Genomic DNA, 15,011 nt, shown 5'->3' with positions numbered 1-15,011 from the left:
CTCCTAATTCTGCATCTGATCTGCCTGAAGCTTCATCATACACTCGTGTTCTTCTTCCTTGAAGAATGTCTGACGCTTCATACACTGATCGAAATCAACTTCAAATCCATCGAAGTCCGGTCCATCTACACAGGCAAACTTCGTCTCGCCACCAACTGTGACACGACATCCACCACACATACCTGTACCGTCGATCATGATCGGATTCAAAGAAACTGCGGTCGGAAGGTTATATTCCGGCTTCTTTGTAAGTGCTACTACAAACTTCATCATGATGAGTGGTCCGATTGCGATTGCATGGTCATATTTCACACCGGCATCTAACAGCTCCTGCAGCTTCTTTGTAACAACGCCCTGCTCACCAAGAGAACCATCATCTGTCATGATATATACATTGTCACAGAACTTCTCGAACTTCTCCTTGAGAAGTACAAGTTCTGCGGTACGTCCACCAATGATCACATCCACTTTTGTACCCTGCTCGGCAAGCTTCTTTGCCTGTGGGTAAAGTGGAGCTGCTCCAACACCACCTGCAACACCGATCACACGTTTCCACTCTTTGTTGAGTGGTGCCGGCTGTCCAAGTGGACCTACAAAATCCTGAAGGTAATCGCCCTCATTCAGCTTTGCCATCAGAGTTGTTGAATATCCAACTACCTGGAAAATAATCTCAACTGTATTGCGTTCGCGGTCAAAATCCGCAATTGTAAGAGGAATACGCTCGCCATCTTCATCCACTCTGACGATGACAAACTGTCCTGCCTCACAGCGTGCAGCTACATAAGGAGCTTCAATCTCCATCATGACAACAACCGAATTTAAGACTTCTTTTTTTACAATCTTATACATGGTCTACCCCTATCTCTTAAAAATTTACTTTATATTTACGCATCGTTTCTCGTGCGTCATTATCTGATAAATTATATCACATATACTTTCATAATCAAAGTTTTTCTTAAAAAATCTATCTGTTTTTATACAATTTCATCGAAAAAACTTGCTTCATGCAGTATTGACATCAATGAATCATCCCCCTGCAGTGAAAGCGCCATAAACCCATATCCGTCGTTCATCCGTACAGACACGCCAAGCATATTTGCAATATCATCGCAGAAATGCCGCTCCGACATCGTCACGACCAGTCTTCTGCAAAATGCATGTTCTGCCAGCCTTACCGCTGCATCCAGCACATATCGCACATGATCATCAAAGCTTTCAAAACGCTCCACATACATCGTATCATCATAGATATCATAAGAAAACATACCTGCCAGACGTTCTTCCACCTGCCCGTCATCCATGTGCATACCATCCTCATACACAGCTACCACATCTCCATTCTGGCAGCGATGTTCCATGCACATCTGCTCCAGATATTGCGGCGTACGATGCGCGTAAATCTGATATTTCTTTGCCAGTGCATCATTTACTTCTCCAGACAGATGCTCCAGTATATCTGCGCGTTCCTCATGCAGATCTTTCAGATTCTTCGTATAATATCCTTCCTCACCAGAAAGATCATCCGGTACGACATCCTCGTCCTCCAGCTCTGCAATATCAATATCCAGTTCCAACGTATGAAATACCTTCTCAAAGCCAAGGCTCTCATAGTATTCTTCCCGTTCCGGCATCAAAAACGTAAACGCTCTGCCGTCCTTTTTCATATCTGCAAGCACGCGCTGCATCATTTTGTGCATGATGCCCTGCTCCCGATATTCCGGTTTCACAGCCACTCCGACTATGTAATAGCACAGTTCCTTTTTCCCTTCTACTTGCATCTCATAAGGATTCAGATGGATCATGCCTGCCAGCACATCCCCCTTATAAGCAAGTAAAATCTTATTTTGCTTACAAATCTCTGTAAAATAATAATCCGCAAATTCCTCCGGATCATCAAATATTTCATCCCACATCTGTCGAACCTCAGCAAGCACCTCCGGTTCACCTTCAAAATATTTGAGCCTGCAACTGTCTCCGTCACTCATGAAACTAAAATATCCTCCTATATCTATCTATTATTTTTATCTTTTTGCACAACCCATGCATCCCATGCATGGATTGGCAGCATTTTCTACAGTATCATCTACCACACGCGAGCTTCGATAATCAAAATTATCGATTGTCTCAAGCAGGCAGATCGCCTGGGAACTGATTCCCTGTCCCTGCCCGGTAAATCCAAGGCCTTCCTCTGTTGTCGCCTTGACATTAACCTGATTTTTATCAATCTGCAGCCGTGCCGCAATGTTCTCCCGCATTGCATCAATATACGGCGCAAGCTTTGGTCGCTGCGCAATCACGGTTGCATCTACATTTCCAATCACATAATTATTTGCATCCAGAAGCTTCCGCACTTCCTCCAGAAGCCGCATACTGTCCGCGCCTTCGTAAGCCGGATCGGTATCTGGGAAATGTTTTCCGATATCTCCCAAAGCTGCAGCCCCAAGCAGCGCATCCATAATCGCATGCACCAGCACATCCGCATCCGAATGTCCAAGCAGACCTTTCTCATACGGGATCTCCACGCCTCCCAAAATCAGGCGGCGTCCCTCGACTAATTTATGCACATCATATCCCATGCCAACTCTCATGGTTCCTACGCTCCTTTATATCAGGCAAAATTAAAGTATCGTACTATAATCTATCATATTTGCCCCATATATGCAAACGTTTCCTTTTCTCATGGTTAGAATTGCCACAATTTGTTTTTCTATATTTACGAATCTGTCATTTCATTGTAAAATGTTACTATCACAGGCATAGAGTAAAATGTACTGTACAAATTTATACATAATGAGGAGGGTTTATTATGGGTAGATCCGGCGGCGGTGGCGGCGGCTTTAGCAGCGGCGGTCACGGTGGCGGCAGTCATCATGGTGCAAGTTTCAGCGGCGGTGGCGGTAGCTTTCGCAGCAGTGGTTCACGCGGAGGCGGTTTTGGCGGTGGTCCAAGGCCTCACGGTCCCGGTCCGGGACCTAGACCATACGACGATTACGGTCCGGGGCCACATTACTATCATGGAGGTCCGGGCATGCCACCACCTCCACCACCGAGAAGAAGATATTATGGAGGCAGAACAACTTACGTATATTCAAACGGCAGTAGCGGCGGTGCATTTGTTACTATAATCATGCTCATGCTCGTCCTGATCGTATTCTCTTTCTATATGCAGTTTAAAGGTGGATATACAGGCGACACACTCAGCGATAACCGTATTTCCGAATACGCAGAAGATCAGTATAATACAATATTCAGCGGTCGCGAGGACGGACTGCTCCTGGTCGTAGATGAAAACGACAATGGTCAGTTCAAATATGGTGTCAAAGCCAATGCACTTATGGATACATACATTAACAGTATGATCTCCGCATATCAGAATAACTACAATGATGATCTCGGTATCCAGTTAAAGGGCATGCTGGAAGACACATTGGAAATCATGAAGCAGGATGGCATCTCAAAAATCAAATCCGACAAGGCATTTGACTCTCACTGCTATCGGGATGATTTAAACTGGATTGATACAAAGAACAACGTCGTAACCGGCGCACAGGAATTCTACGATGCAACCGGTATCCAGTTCTATGTAATGTTCGTAAAGACTCGTACCATCGCCAAGGCAACGAATCATTCTGCCGGCGTATTCAAGGTACTGATCATCGCAGCAGCGGTTGTCATCGTCGTATGTATCCTCTTCTCATGGTGGAAGAAGCGTACCGCACAGAAGAACAAGGAGCAGGAGGACTTAGAGCGTACATTAAAGACACCGCTTGAAACCTTTGGTTCCACACCGATGGATGATTTAAAGGCTAAATACGATAATCAGGATAATAACCAGTCATAACGCTGAATCCGAATTTGCCAATTTGATTTAAAAGAAAAAAGGGAATGTTTCCATGTAATTCATGAAAACATTCCCTTTTCTTTTACCATGCAGTTGCAATATCTAACTGATTTGGATTTGACGCTGCAAATCCGCCTGTATCTACTACTATCGCTGTACCAAGGCTGCTCTCTACAAGCGATCCTCTTGGATGTGTGTTCAGATCTGCGGCAACCATAACATAATCACCGTACATTTTTACGCCATCCTCGCGAACCCAATACTGCCCTGGAATTCCCATTCCCTGCATCGTTGCTACGACACCATTCATATTCAAGTTGTAATACGTTTCTTTTCCGCTTGGTCCGTAGTTTACACCCTTGGATGCAGTCAGCTTTCCGTCTCCGGTCTGATTTGTATATGTAGTCACATATGTCTGTGCATTTTGTGCGGTTTTTAAAACTGCCTTCTCTGCATAATATGTCTCTACCGTCTTCAGGAATTCATCATAATTGTCGCGAACTGCCAATACCTTGTCTCGCTCGTCGCTCGCCATCAGTGACGGCTTGATCTCAACTGGTAATGACTTTACATGTGCGATGAACTCCGAATATACCGGATTCGTCCGTGCTTCGACCATCGTCTGAAGCATGCTTCTGTCTGCAACCGATGTTTCTTCTATCATATTTGTCACATTCATATTTGTCTGAAACTTCGGTGTGAGTTTTGCTACATCAGTCGTTACAGCCTTTGTCATATCATTCCCAATACTCTCTGTAACTTTCGCTGCCTGAACAGCTTCTCCGATGCGCTCCTGCGTTGTAACTGCTGCAAGCACCATAGACTCTGTTGTCATTGCCGGTGCCGGAGCTTCTGCAAGTACCTCTGTTACCTTCTCATTTGTTGTGCTATTGGCTTTGTAATCTTCCAATAATGTTGGTGCGTATAAACATACTGCTAAGATCATCACAAATCCTATCATTAGCTTTTCGATGTTTAACCTCATCTAATCACTCCTTTTCCAAAACCGTTTGTTCGCAACAAACTTCCCCTATTTAACATCATGTTTGTTAACTTGTCAATACATTTTTGAAATTTTTTAGAAATATTTGAAACATTTTTGTAACATTTTTCGATGTTTTGTCACAATTAATCACATTTCCTGCATTATTTACATATTTTAGAACAGCATCCGAACGAATTCGACAACCGCGCATCGACAAAAAGGCACAAAAAAATCTCATGCCATTTCTGACATGAGATTCTATTTGCACATTCTATTCTATATAGAATTTCAGGCATAAAAAAATAGCGGAAGGGGGATTTGAACCCTCGACACCACGGGTATGAACCGTGTGCTCTAGCCAACTGAGCTATTCCGCCATAAAAATGGGACCTATAGGGCTCGAACCTATGACCCTCTGCTTGTAAGGCAGATGCTCTCCCAGCTGAGCTAAGATCCCATTCGTTTTTGTGTTGTTTGCTCAACACTCTTGCTATTTTACATACCTTGCTTCCATTTGTCAAGCATTTTCTTGAATTTTTTAACATATTTTTTCAAATGCTCTGAAGCCCGCATATTTACGTGGTTTTTAGATGCATCCAATCGAGCGCAAAATAAAGATCCACAAGGTAAGTGTCACAGATGACAGCAATGTCGTAAGCACAATAACATTGGAAGTCAGGATATCATCGTTGTCCATATTCTTCGCCATGACATAACAGCTCACCGTCGTCGGGGATGCCAGCATAATCAAAATCGCTACCATCTCACTCGGTGCAAATCCGAGCTTATATGCAAATGGTAAAAACACGAGTGGCAATCCGATCAGTTTGATAAAAGTTGCACCAAGGGCAGGCTTGAGTCTGGCAATCGCCTGTTTCGTGTCAAACCCGGCACCCACCGCCAGCAATGCAATCGGTGTTGCAGTCTGCGCAACATAATTGAGTGTCCGTGCCGGAATCGTCGGGATTGGCAACCGTACCAGTGATGCGATCAGTCCCAGAACAATTCCTATAATAATTGGATTTTTCGCAATGTTGATACAAGCGTTCTTGATTTTACCATAATCTTTATTTGCCTCTGTATTTGCATTAAATACCAATATAATGACTGATAATATATTGAAGAACGGAACTGCCGCCACGATCATAAGCGGTGTCATGCCGATCTCCCCACAGATATTCTCCACAAATGCAACACCCAGAATTGCTGCGCTTCCCCGCGCGCCCGCCTGTGCAAACGCCCCTACCATTGTCTTGTCCTTCAGGGTAAGCTTTGCAATGCCCCACACAAGAAAGAACATAATGATCGTCACGATCATACAGAACAGGAAGAACTTTACATTCATATCCTTTCTCACATCGGAACCTGCAATATCCCGGAACAACATAACCGGAAGTGCGACAATAAACACATATTTATTCGCCACACGCACAAATTCGTCCGTCAGAAAACCGATCCTTCTTAATATATATCCTAACAGAATAATCAGGAAAATCGGAATCGTCACATTCACACTAAATATAAAATTATCCATTGTTTTTTCCTCTTTAAAAATCTTTTTGCATTGCCTAGTGTACCACACTCGTCGACAAATTCCAAGAAATGGCGCTATTTTCCTATATTTTTCGGCATTTTAAATTTTTTAAAAAAAGTTGTTGACAACCACCCCTGCTTTATGTATAATAACACTTGCGTTGAGACGAGGCAGACAAATAAATGCCTTATCGGGGTGTGGCTCAGTTTGGCTAGAGCGCCTGATTTGGGATCAGGAGGTCGCAGGTTCGAGTCCTGTCACCCCGACTTAATATCTTCTCTTCGCCAAGCTCAGATTAAGCGGGTGTAGTTCAATGGTAGAACACTAGCCTTCCAAGCTAGATACGTGGGTTCGATTCCCATCACCCGCTCTTTATTTTGCAAATACATTTCGTGTATGCAAGATATTATGTGTCCGTAGCTCAGCTGGATAGAGCAACGGCCTTCTAAGCCGTGGGTCGGGGGTTCGAATCCCTTCGGGCACATTTTTATATTATATGGTGGGTATGGCGCAGTTGGCTAGCGCGCCAGATTGTGGCTCTGGAGGCCGAGGGTTCGAGTCCCTCTATCCACCCTCTTCTTTTAGATTGCAGGCTTTGCAAGAGTAGGTTTTTAATGGGCTATCGCCAAGCGGTAAGGCACAGGACTTTGACTCCTGCATTCGTTGGTTCGAATCCAACTAGCCCAGCTTTTTTATTTTATACGGGCCACTAGCTCAGTCGGTAGAGCACTTGACTTTTAATCAAGTTGTCGGGGGTTCGATTCCCCCGTGGCTCACTCTTTGGCAGATGAATTCATCTGCTAATTTTTTATTAGGGCGACAGCCCGTGACCGAAGTAAGCGCAGCTTACGGAGGGGCATGGATTTAGCTTTCGTTCTTTCATATTATAATATATTAATTTCACAATTCACATGCGGGTGTGGCGGAATTGGCAGACGCGCTAGATTTAGGTTCTAGTGGGCAACCCCGTGCAGGTTCAAGTCCTGTCACCCGCATTCCATAAAAAAGCAAGAGTTTGAACTCTTGCTTTTTTTATCTCTGTTATCGTGCTATAAACGTATTCGGATTATTCTGTATCATCCCACCATAATTCGATGCCGGTGCTGCTGCCCCTTTCGGCACCAGAAGAATCTGGATTCCTTCCAGCCGGTAAGCATATCCCGCGGTTCCGGAAGACTCTCCGTTCTTCGCCCAGCCAAGCCATCCAAAATGCTGCGCATGCACCCGGTAATAGATATCATAATGCTGTGCCATCTCACCGGTAAGCCGGATCTGGATTGCCTCTAAACGTTTCGCCTGACCGGAAGTTCCTGACATCGCACCATCCTGTTTCCAGCCGCTCTCCCATCCATAGCTCTGGATGTGCGTTCTGTACTGCACACTACCGGAATAACCACAGTTTGACAGCTTGATATTGATTCCTTCCAGCCGTTTGCTCTTGCCGAATGTCCCGGAGCAATCTCCGTTCAGCTTCCAATTCTGCCATCCAAATGACTGCACATGTGTCTTGTACATGACATTCGGCTGACTGTTGTACCCCGGAATCGCAATACTGTTTGACGATGTTCCATTTACATACGCTCTTGTACGATACGCAGAGCCGGATGCATTCACGCCTGCATAATTCACAGATGGCGCTGCACTGCCTGCAGGCAGGACAACAATCTGGATTCCCTCGAGACGTTTCGCCAGTCCAGCTGTACCGGATGGTTCGCCGTTCTTCGCCCAGCCAAGCCAGCCAAATGACTGTGCATGCACCCGATAATATACGTCATATTTACCGGCATCAGCACCGGTAAGCTGAATCTTAATCGCCTCTAACCGTTTGCTTTCCCCGCTCGTTCCATTCGTCTCTCCATTGTAGGACCAAGGAAGCCAGCCATAGGTCTGACAGTGCGTCGTATACTGAATCCCAAGATTGGATTCGTTCTGAATATTGATCCGAATCGCCTCAAGGCGCTTCGCCATCCCCGATGTGCCTGCCATCGTTCCATTATATCGCACGTCCTGCCAGCCAATCGACTGCACATGCGTACTGTACGCAACAGACGCAAGCTTCGAGATTGCAGCGCCTCCTTCTGTATAATCACATCTGGAACAGCCGATTACCTGTTCCCTGCCATCATTCTGATTCGTCGGTGCAACCCGTTCGGATACAACTCTGGTCATGCTATGTCCGAGTGCCGGAAGCTCCTCTGTCCTTGTCTGCTTACAGCCAGCCGCTGTGCATCTATAAGTCCGAATCCCCTTCTGTGTACAGGTTGCTGCTTTTGTCACAGTTCCCGCATCCCATCTGTGCTCCGTATGTTCTTCCACATAAGAAACCCGAAATGTGAACTGTGTCGCACTTCCTGTTGCCTGCAGACTCACATCGAAATTGCCACATGACCAATCCATCTGATTGATTGCATAAGCAGTTATACCATTCAGTATTCCGGAATAGCTTGGCGGATAACTGCTGTTATCCGCCGCAATTGTAAATGTCGTCTCCCGCGCATCAAGCTTTGCCTGTATCCGCGCCCGGTACGCTTCTGCCCACCTTGCCGCATCTCCATTTCTTACAAGGTAATTATTCGCAAGACTTGTCGAACGCGTCTGGTACCCGGATGTCGTATACAGATCTGCATGATGTTCATGCGCAATCGCCATCAGTTCATCGGTCAAGCCGAAATACATATATCTCTGGTCAAAATCATACCAATGTTCCGATGTATCATCCCACGTACAATCAACCTGATACCACTCGCCGTCTAACTTCACGGCATTCCATGTATGATTATCTGCCCTATCTTCGATTCGTTCGTTCGGAATACCCGTAGCCGTCAGAAGCTTCGCATACGCCCGCTGGTAGCTCTCGCAGGTTCCTAACCCTCTCGTCAGTGCACCTTCTGCGGAACACCACGCAAGCGTTTTGTCGTACTCCAATTTCGCATTCAGCCAGTTATGCAGCCACAATGCCCGGTCATAGTCAGAACCGGTTGTTTTCCTGTTGCACTGCGCAACGGCGGATTCCACAATGGAATCGACGCTTGGATGATCCGCGTCAGAGACGGATATCGTCACATCTATAGAAAAGTACACAACCGGCGAAGACATATTCATAACGTAAAACCGGAAATAATACGTTCCCGACGCGGTCATTTTGAACTTCAAGTCATAGGTACTGCACTCTTTTGTATAGTTTTTCCATTCACTATAGGTTGGATCCACAAGCATTTCCCGTTCTGTGCTTCCGGGATTCGAATAGTTCGGTGATGTCATATAATACTTATTTGACGCATTTCCTCCTGTCGCTGACAAATGAAATACCGTTTCTTCCCCTAATTTCGGTTCATCCCATTCCACCTTGAATGTTACACCTTTTTCCGTTTTGGTCTGACAGTATTGATAGCTTTTCTCTGCCGCATGTACCTGCACGATGTGTATGTTCATAACAACCATCAGCATGCACACCAATAACGAAATAACTCTGTAAAGCCTTCTCTTTGTTTTGTTCCTCATACCTCGCCTCCTCATTTGTAATATTACTGTTTTCCCCCCCTTGCATTCTATCCCCGAAATACACTTCCCACCGCAGCCAGATACTCCTCTATCTAAAATCAGGCGCATATTAATTTTACTTATTCTATATCAATTCGTTTTACCACATCTAGGGCAAATATTTTTTCTACTCATATAATTAATAACAGCTTCCCATTCGCAACCACAACTGCACTTCCACCATGCTTTTTTATTGCTAAAAGGAAACACCTGATTCGCTTCTATGCCATTCTTTTGACTATCCCATCGCTCTGCGACTAATGGAAATTTTGTTTGTAAATCGTTATATCCTTTCAAAATCCTTCTATTTGAGCAATATGGGCATCCCCTACCAAGTGTTCTCTTACTTATAACCGCTTCCCACTCGTGTCCCTGCTTACACCTCCACCAAACCTTTTTGTTACTAAATCTTGTATACTGCGATGGTATTTTTTTATTCTTATTATAATCCCATTCCTTTGCCAGCTCCGGGAAAAAGGTTTGTAAATCATTATATCCTTCCAAAACTTTTTTATTAGCACAATAGGGACAACCTTCTCCATTTACTCTGCTCTTTATTTCCGCTTCCCACTCATGCCCCTGTTTACACTTCCACCAAACCTTTTTGTGACTTCCAACACTCACTTGTTCTGGCAAAATCATGTTGTTTTTTTCATACCCCCATTCCCTTGCCAAGTCAGGATATTTCCTCAATAGGCTATTCGATTTTGCTAAGTTTATATACTTAGCCCATATTTCCTGCTTATCTCTATGTATGTCTATATCCGGCTCATACTTTTTCCCGTTAATTTTACTTATTTTTGCAAAAATCTTATAAATAACATTTTCAAGTCCAATATCTTTTCGTTTTAAATTTCTATATATTATATTTTTTTGATCTTGGATATCTTGTTCCGTTTCTTTTACTCTTATTAAAACAATATCTGCTTTATGCAGATATTCATCTTTTCTCAATTCTCTCTCCTTAGCTTCCAAGGAACTATGATAAAAAATCCCATCATATTCTATTCCAATGTGATAATCAGGAAGATATATATCCACTTCATTTTTTTCTATAACATATCTGTTAATTACATCTTCATATTTTGAAATATAGTACAGTATCGCCTGTTCCGGGAACGATGTATGTAATTCCTGAGAGCAAACTGGACATCCTGTATGTAAAGAAACCCTATTATTAGGCGTAGCCATCCACTCATGGCCTCTTTTACATTTCCACCAATACTTCTTACCGCTATTGGGCATTATCTCAAAGGGTTTTATTAATTCATTTTTATCATAATTCCATTCTCTTGCAATCTCTGGATATACTGTTTGTAAATCATTCTCCCCAATTATTGTTTTTTCACCGGCACAAAACGGACAACTACATCCTGAAGCTCTACTATATATATTCGCCTGCCATTCATGCCCATATTTGCATTTCCACCATACTTTTTTTGAACTTCCTGCAGTCAGCTTTGTTGGTGAATATTCCAAATTTCTATCATAATTCCATTCTGCTTTTAATTGAGGTTCTGTTGTAAACAAATCATTATACCCTATCAATACTTTTCTATTAGCACAATACGGACAGCCTGTTCCCTTTGATTTTGTTCTATCATTTACCTTAGCAAGATAAGAATGATTATTCGCACAAATCCACCATGCTTTATAGCCACTATGTGCACTTATAGTTTCTATATCTCTATTGTTTTTTTCATAATCCCATTCCTTTTCAAGTTCCGGAAATAATGTCTGCAAATCATTAAAACCTACCAGCACCTTATTTCCAGCGCAATACGGGCAGCCTGTTCCCTTTGATTTTGTTCTATCATTTATCTTAGCCTCATATTTATGTCCTTTAGCACACACCCAATGCACTTTATAATTTGAATTTCCGAAATAATCTGATGGTTTGTTACCATTTAATTTCCAATCCCATTCTTTCGCAATATCTGGATATAAAGTTTGTAAATCATTTTCTCCTTTTAATAACTTCTTTCCCGAACAATATGGGCAATTACTATCTTTTACTGATGTTCGATTATTTACGGATACCACCCATCTATGTCCTTTTTCACATTTCCAATGAATTTTTTTAGTACTTCCATATGAAAGACTATCTGGTGTATATCCACCATTCATTTCCATATCCCATTGTTTAATGTATATATCTTTTTGATATTTTTCACACCATTCTCTAAAGGTCAATTTAACTGTCCCCATCAAAAACTATTTCTCCTCTATCTCACTCATATAACCTGCCGTAATAATACCTGCCGGTAATGCAACAATCGCTATTCCGACAAACGAAGATAACATTGTAATAATTCTTCCTGCATCAGTAACTGGATATATATCACCATAGCCAACCGTTGTTAATGAAACCGTAGCCCAATATATTGCATCAAACAATGTCTCAAATGAGTCTGGTTCAACATTAAATATAACAAGTGCTGCTATCATAATATAACAAACAGCTAACGAACCTACAGTAACCAATGAATCTTTCGATTTCTTCAAAACATTCGAAATTATCTGTATATTTTTCGAGTAACGTACTGTTTTAGCAATTCTGAAGACTCTAAATGTTCTAATCATTCTACACAATCTCAAAGTCTTAAATCCAGCATTCAATACTGTTATTGATGGCAAAATAGATATAAAATCGATGATTGCCATTATAGAAAATGGATATAACACAAATGATAGTTTCCCTTTTTTCAGTTTCATGTCTGCCGTGAACCATCGTATTATATAATCTACAATAAAAATACCAGCTGCTACCTTATCTATTATCAGAAGAATATTATAATCTTTCTTAAACGCCAATGGTATCAGACTGATAAAAATAATCACCATCATAAATATATCATATACTTTACTAACCTTATCGTTTTCACTTGAATGTTCTACTATTTCAAATAATCGTTTTCTCATAAGATTCCTCACCTGATCATATATAAAAACAGCAATCAAATAACCACTGACTGCTGTTTTTATATTTCCATTCACATTGCGCTCTTCAAAGAATCATACGGATAGCTTTCCTGATAGACAGTTTCTGGTGCTATATCTATTTCACCATCCATCCATGTAATAACACCGTGGAAAACGCTCATATTTTTCAACACTTCCTCATCTTTTAACGGTTCAAATGCACTTCCTGTCAACAATGTCGTATCAAACAATCTTTTTTCACCATTTGAAAATGTTACAAGAATCATTCCGCCGCGAAGCAATGTTGCATCTTTTACTTTTATTTCTTTTGCTTCACTTGCCGCATAACAAACTCCATCTACAACGTACATCATGAAGCACCTCCTTTACATAGGTTTAATTTTATTAAAATGTTCTCCACGCACCGCCAAATTCCATGCGGCATATGCCTCTTCTTCGTGAAATGCAAGCCAGCCCGTTACCATTTTTAATTGTTTATATGGCAATGAGCCTGCCAGCAATTCACCATCTATTCCTATTGCTGCCTCATACTCTCCATAATATACATGAACATGGGGTTTATTATGTTGTTTTGTATCCATAAACAACATATAAATGACCATTCCCCCAAATCTACTTAACTCTGGCATATAATTCCCCCTTTAATATTTATCTCAAATATATCGTAACATCTACATTGTAATTTATCAATATATTTCAGACATACTTGCCAGATTTTTCTATCCCCGAAATACACTTCCCACCGCAGCCAGATACTTTACTGCTCTTCTTTTTCTTTTGGAAGTACAATATTCAACAGGATTGCCACAATCGCAGCAGGCACGATTCCAGAGCCGCCAAACACAAGCTGTACAAGCTTCGGTGCATGGACAAGGATATCCGGATTTGCTCCCATACCATAGCCAACACCGAGCGCTACAGAGACAATGGAGAGATTACGCGAATTCATCGGATTCTTCGTGATCAGCTGGATTCCACTGAATACAATCGAAGAAAACATCATAACTGCGGCACCACCGAGTACTGACTGCGGCATGATAGAAATAAGCGCCGCAAGCTTCGGACAGAGTCCACAGAGAATCAGGAACACAGCTCCCGTTGCAAGCGCATAACGATTCACAACCTTTGTCATGGCAACAAGTCCGACATTCTGGCTGAAAGACGTATTCGGCAGGACACCAAAACAGGCAGCAAGCGAAGATCCAAGTCCATCACACATAACACCACCGGACAACTCCTTATCGGTTGCTTCCCGTCCCAGACCACCTTCCATAACACCGGAGATATCTCCAACTGTTTCAACCGCTGTAACAATAAACATGATCATAACCGGCAGAATTGCACGCATATCAAATACCGGCTTGACCGGCATGATCTTCGGGATAGCAAACCATGCAGCATCTGCTACCTTGTCCCAGTTCAGCACCCACGCTTTTGTATACTCGACGCCATCGGCAGTCACCCCGGTCGTAGGAAGCACAAATCCCATAACGATTGCAGCAATATATCCAGCAATAATACCCAATAAAATCGAGGAAGAACTCAAAAATCCTTTTGTGCAATGCTTGAAGATCAATATCACAATCAGCACAAAGAGTGCCAGCAGCAGATTCTCCATCGAGCCGAAATCTTCCGCCTTGTTTCCACCGCCAAAAGAATTGATTCCAACAGAAATCAGGCTTAAACCGATGGACATAACAACTGTACCTGTCACAACCGATGGGAAAAACTTCCGGAGCGGTTTTAAAAAGAACCCAAGCACCGTCTCAAAAAAGCCGCCTAAAATTGATGCCCCCATGATTGCTCCATATGCGGATACACCGCCCCCCATCGTTGCTGCGACGCTGTTAAATACACCAATAAACCCGGATGATGTACCCATGATGATCGGTACACGTCCGCCGACCGGACCGATTGCAAAAAGCTGCACCAATGTCACAATTCCTGCAACAAGCATTGCATTCTGAAGCAGGGAAAGCTGCAGCCCGGCAAACTCTCCTCCTGCGATTCCACAGGCACCTGTGATGATTAAAAGCGGTGTAAGGTTTCCAACAAACATCGCCAAAACATGCTGCAATCCAAGAGGAATTGCCTGCGCAAGTGGCATCTTTCCATCCATCTGAAATGCCGCATCCGATAACTTAAAACTCTTTTTCATCTGTTTTTCT

12 protein-coding genes and 9 tRNA genes are annotated in these 15,011 nt (G+C 42.8%); 8 read left to right on the top strand and 13 right to left on the bottom strand.

Features of this window, described 5'->3' with window-relative positions; translation table 11 throughout:
- Nucleotides 1-3 precede the first annotated feature (3 nt).
- The 3 genes from H9Q76_RS05150 to ispF form a co-directional block, all read right to left on the bottom strand.
- Nucleotides 4-849 (bottom strand): sulfide/dihydroorotate dehydrogenase-like FAD/NAD-binding protein, encoded by an 846-nt coding sequence (locus H9Q76_RS05150; protein ID WP_021986132.1) that lies wholly within the window; start codon nucleotides 847-849, stop codon nucleotides 4-6.
- Between the two features lie 125 nt (nucleotides 850-974).
- Complete coding sequence (locus H9Q76_RS05145) at nucleotides 975-1,985, bottom strand: GNAT family N-acetyltransferase (protein ID WP_118670836.1); 1,011 nt, start codon at nucleotides 1,983-1,985, stop codon at nucleotides 975-977.
- A 36-nt stretch (nucleotides 1,986-2,021) separates the two neighbouring features.
- Nucleotides 2,022-2,588: a 2-C-methyl-D-erythritol 2,4-cyclodiphosphate synthase gene (ispF, locus tag H9Q76_RS05140; RefSeq protein WP_021986130.1), complete on the bottom strand. Its 567-nt coding sequence runs from the start codon at nucleotides 2,586-2,588 to the stop codon at nucleotides 2,022-2,024.
- 218 nt (nucleotides 2,589-2,806) lie between these two features.
- On the opposite strand from ispF, the gene H9Q76_RS05135 reads away from it, so the two are divergent.
- Entirely contained in the window at nucleotides 2,807-3,841 is a 1,035-nt protein-coding gene (locus H9Q76_RS05135) for a hypothetical protein (RefSeq protein ID WP_021986129.1), read from the top strand.
- An 82-nt stretch (nucleotides 3,842-3,923) separates the two neighbouring features.
- Here H9Q76_RS05135 and H9Q76_RS05130 read toward each other — a convergent pair whose 3' ends face one another.
- From H9Q76_RS05130 to H9Q76_RS05115, 4 genes are all read right to left on the bottom strand, one after another.
- Entirely contained in the window at nucleotides 3,924-4,826 is a 903-nt protein-coding gene (locus H9Q76_RS05130) for a hypothetical protein (protein ID WP_117781527.1), read from the bottom strand.
- A gap of 303 nt (nucleotides 4,827-5,129) precedes the next feature.
- Nucleotides 5,130-5,203: transfer RNA gene (locus H9Q76_RS05125), tRNA-Met, on the bottom strand.
- Between the two features lie 7 nt (nucleotides 5,204-5,210).
- Nucleotides 5,211-5,283, bottom strand: a tRNA-Val gene (locus H9Q76_RS05120).
- A gap of 129 nt (nucleotides 5,284-5,412) precedes the next feature.
- A complete protein-coding gene (locus H9Q76_RS05115) occupies nucleotides 5,413-6,360 on the bottom strand; it encodes an AEC family transporter (RefSeq protein ID WP_196020065.1) in 948 nt (315 codons plus the stop codon).
- 191 nt (nucleotides 6,361-6,551) lie between these two features.
- Here H9Q76_RS05115 and H9Q76_RS05110 point away from each other — a divergent pair.
- The 7 genes from H9Q76_RS05110 to H9Q76_RS05080 all read left to right on the top strand — a co-directional run bounded on the left by H9Q76_RS05110 (nucleotide 6,552) and on the right by H9Q76_RS05080 (nucleotide 7,355).
- A tRNA-Pro gene (locus tag H9Q76_RS05110) sits at nucleotides 6,552-6,626 on the top strand.
- 33 nt (nucleotides 6,627-6,659) lie between these two features.
- Nucleotides 6,660-6,730 (top strand) — tRNA-Gly (locus tag H9Q76_RS05105).
- Between the two features lie 40 nt (nucleotides 6,731-6,770).
- Nucleotides 6,771-6,844 (top strand) — tRNA-Arg (locus H9Q76_RS05100).
- 15 nt (nucleotides 6,845-6,859) lie between these two features.
- Nucleotides 6,860-6,933, top strand: a tRNA-His gene (locus tag H9Q76_RS05095).
- 42 nt (nucleotides 6,934-6,975) lie between these two features.
- Nucleotides 6,976-7,047: transfer RNA gene (locus tag H9Q76_RS05090), tRNA-Gln, on the top strand.
- Between the two features lie 16 nt (nucleotides 7,048-7,063).
- A tRNA-Lys gene (locus tag H9Q76_RS05085) sits at nucleotides 7,064-7,136 on the top strand.
- Between the two features lie 137 nt (nucleotides 7,137-7,273).
- Nucleotides 7,274-7,355: transfer RNA gene (locus tag H9Q76_RS05080), tRNA-Leu, on the top strand.
- A 46-nt stretch (nucleotides 7,356-7,401) separates the two neighbouring features.
- Here H9Q76_RS05080 and H9Q76_RS05075 read toward each other — a convergent pair.
- From H9Q76_RS05075 to H9Q76_RS05050, 6 genes are all read right to left on the bottom strand, one after another.
- On the bottom strand, nucleotides 7,402-9,861 hold the full coding sequence (locus tag H9Q76_RS05075) for a transglutaminase domain-containing protein (protein WP_249321780.1): 2,460 nt from the start codon (nucleotides 9,859-9,861) through the stop codon (nucleotides 7,402-7,404).
- A 129-nt stretch (nucleotides 9,862-9,990) separates the two neighbouring features.
- A complete protein-coding gene (locus H9Q76_RS05070) occupies nucleotides 9,991-12,108 on the bottom strand; it encodes a zinc-ribbon domain-containing protein (protein ID WP_249321779.1) in 2,118 nt (705 codons plus the stop codon).
- 6 nt (nucleotides 12,109-12,114) lie between these two features.
- Nucleotides 12,115-12,822 (bottom strand): ion transporter, encoded by a 708-nt coding sequence (locus H9Q76_RS05065; protein ID WP_118734027.1) that lies wholly within the window; start codon nucleotides 12,820-12,822, stop codon nucleotides 12,115-12,117.
- 71 nt (nucleotides 12,823-12,893) lie between these two features.
- Nucleotides 12,894-13,196, bottom strand: coding sequence for a DUF2442 domain-containing protein (locus H9Q76_RS05060; protein WP_207660254.1), 303 nt, complete (start codon nucleotides 13,194-13,196; stop codon nucleotides 12,894-12,896).
- A 12-nt stretch (nucleotides 13,197-13,208) separates the two neighbouring features.
- Nucleotides 13,209-13,472: a DUF4160 domain-containing protein gene (locus H9Q76_RS05055; RefSeq protein WP_118670833.1), complete on the bottom strand. Its 264-nt coding sequence runs from the start codon at nucleotides 13,470-13,472 to the stop codon at nucleotides 13,209-13,211.
- 128 nt (nucleotides 13,473-13,600) lie between these two features.
- Nucleotides 13,601-15,001: a uracil-xanthine permease family protein gene (locus H9Q76_RS05050; RefSeq protein ID WP_177983976.1), complete on the bottom strand. Its 1,401-nt coding sequence runs from the start codon at nucleotides 14,999-15,001 to the stop codon at nucleotides 13,601-13,603.
- Between the last annotated feature and the right edge of the window lie 10 nt (nucleotides 15,002-15,011).

It is taken from the genome of Wujia chipingensis (assembly GCF_014337155.1).
Lineage (GTDB): Bacteria > Bacillota > Clostridia > Lachnospirales > Lachnospiraceae > Coprococcus_C > Coprococcus_C hominis.
Note: the sequence above shows the minus strand (reverse complement) of the source record. Positions and strands in the feature narration are given on the sequence as shown.

Excerpts from the sequence above, each read along its gene's own strand:
- H9Q76_RS05150 (WP_021986132.1), bottom strand. The coding sequence starts at position 849 with ATGTATAAGATTGTAAAAAAAGAAGTCTTAAATTCGGTTGTTGTCATG.
- H9Q76_RS05145 (WP_118670836.1), bottom strand. The coding sequence starts at position 1,985 with ATGAGTGACGGAGACAGTTGCAGGCTCAAATATTTTGAAGGTGAACCG.
- ispF (WP_021986130.1), bottom strand. The coding sequence starts at position 2,588 with ATGAGAGTTGGCATGGGATATGATGTGCATAAATTAGTCGAGGGACGC.
- H9Q76_RS05135 (WP_021986129.1), top strand. The coding sequence starts at position 2,807 with ATGGGTAGATCCGGCGGCGGTGGCGGCGGCTTTAGCAGCGGCGGTCAC.
- H9Q76_RS05130 (WP_117781527.1), bottom strand. The coding sequence starts at position 4,826 with ATGAGGTTAAACATCGAAAAGCTAATGATAGGATTTGTGATGATCTTA.
- H9Q76_RS05115 (WP_196020065.1), bottom strand. The coding sequence starts at position 6,360 with ATGGATAATTTTATATTTAGTGTGAATGTGACGATTCCGATTTTCCTG.
- H9Q76_RS05075 (WP_249321780.1), bottom strand. The coding sequence starts at position 9,861 with ATGAGGAACAAAACAAAGAGAAGGCTTTACAGAGTTATTTCGTTATTG.
- H9Q76_RS05070 (WP_249321779.1), bottom strand. The coding sequence starts at position 12,108 with ATGGGGACAGTTAAATTGACCTTTAGAGAATGGTGTGAAAAATATCAA.
- H9Q76_RS05065 (WP_118734027.1), bottom strand. The coding sequence starts at position 12,822 with ATGAGAAAACGATTATTTGAAATAGTAGAACATTCAAGTGAAAACGAT.
- H9Q76_RS05060 (WP_207660254.1), bottom strand. The coding sequence starts at position 13,196 with ATGATGTACGTTGTAGATGGAGTTTGTTATGCGGCAAGTGAAGCAAAA.
- H9Q76_RS05055 (WP_118670833.1), bottom strand. The coding sequence starts at position 13,472 with ATGCCAGAGTTAAGTAGATTTGGGGGAATGGTCATTTATATGTTGTTT.
- H9Q76_RS05050 (WP_177983976.1), bottom strand. The coding sequence starts at position 15,001 with ATGAAAAAGAGTTTTAAGTTATCGGATGCGGCATTTCAGATGGATGGA.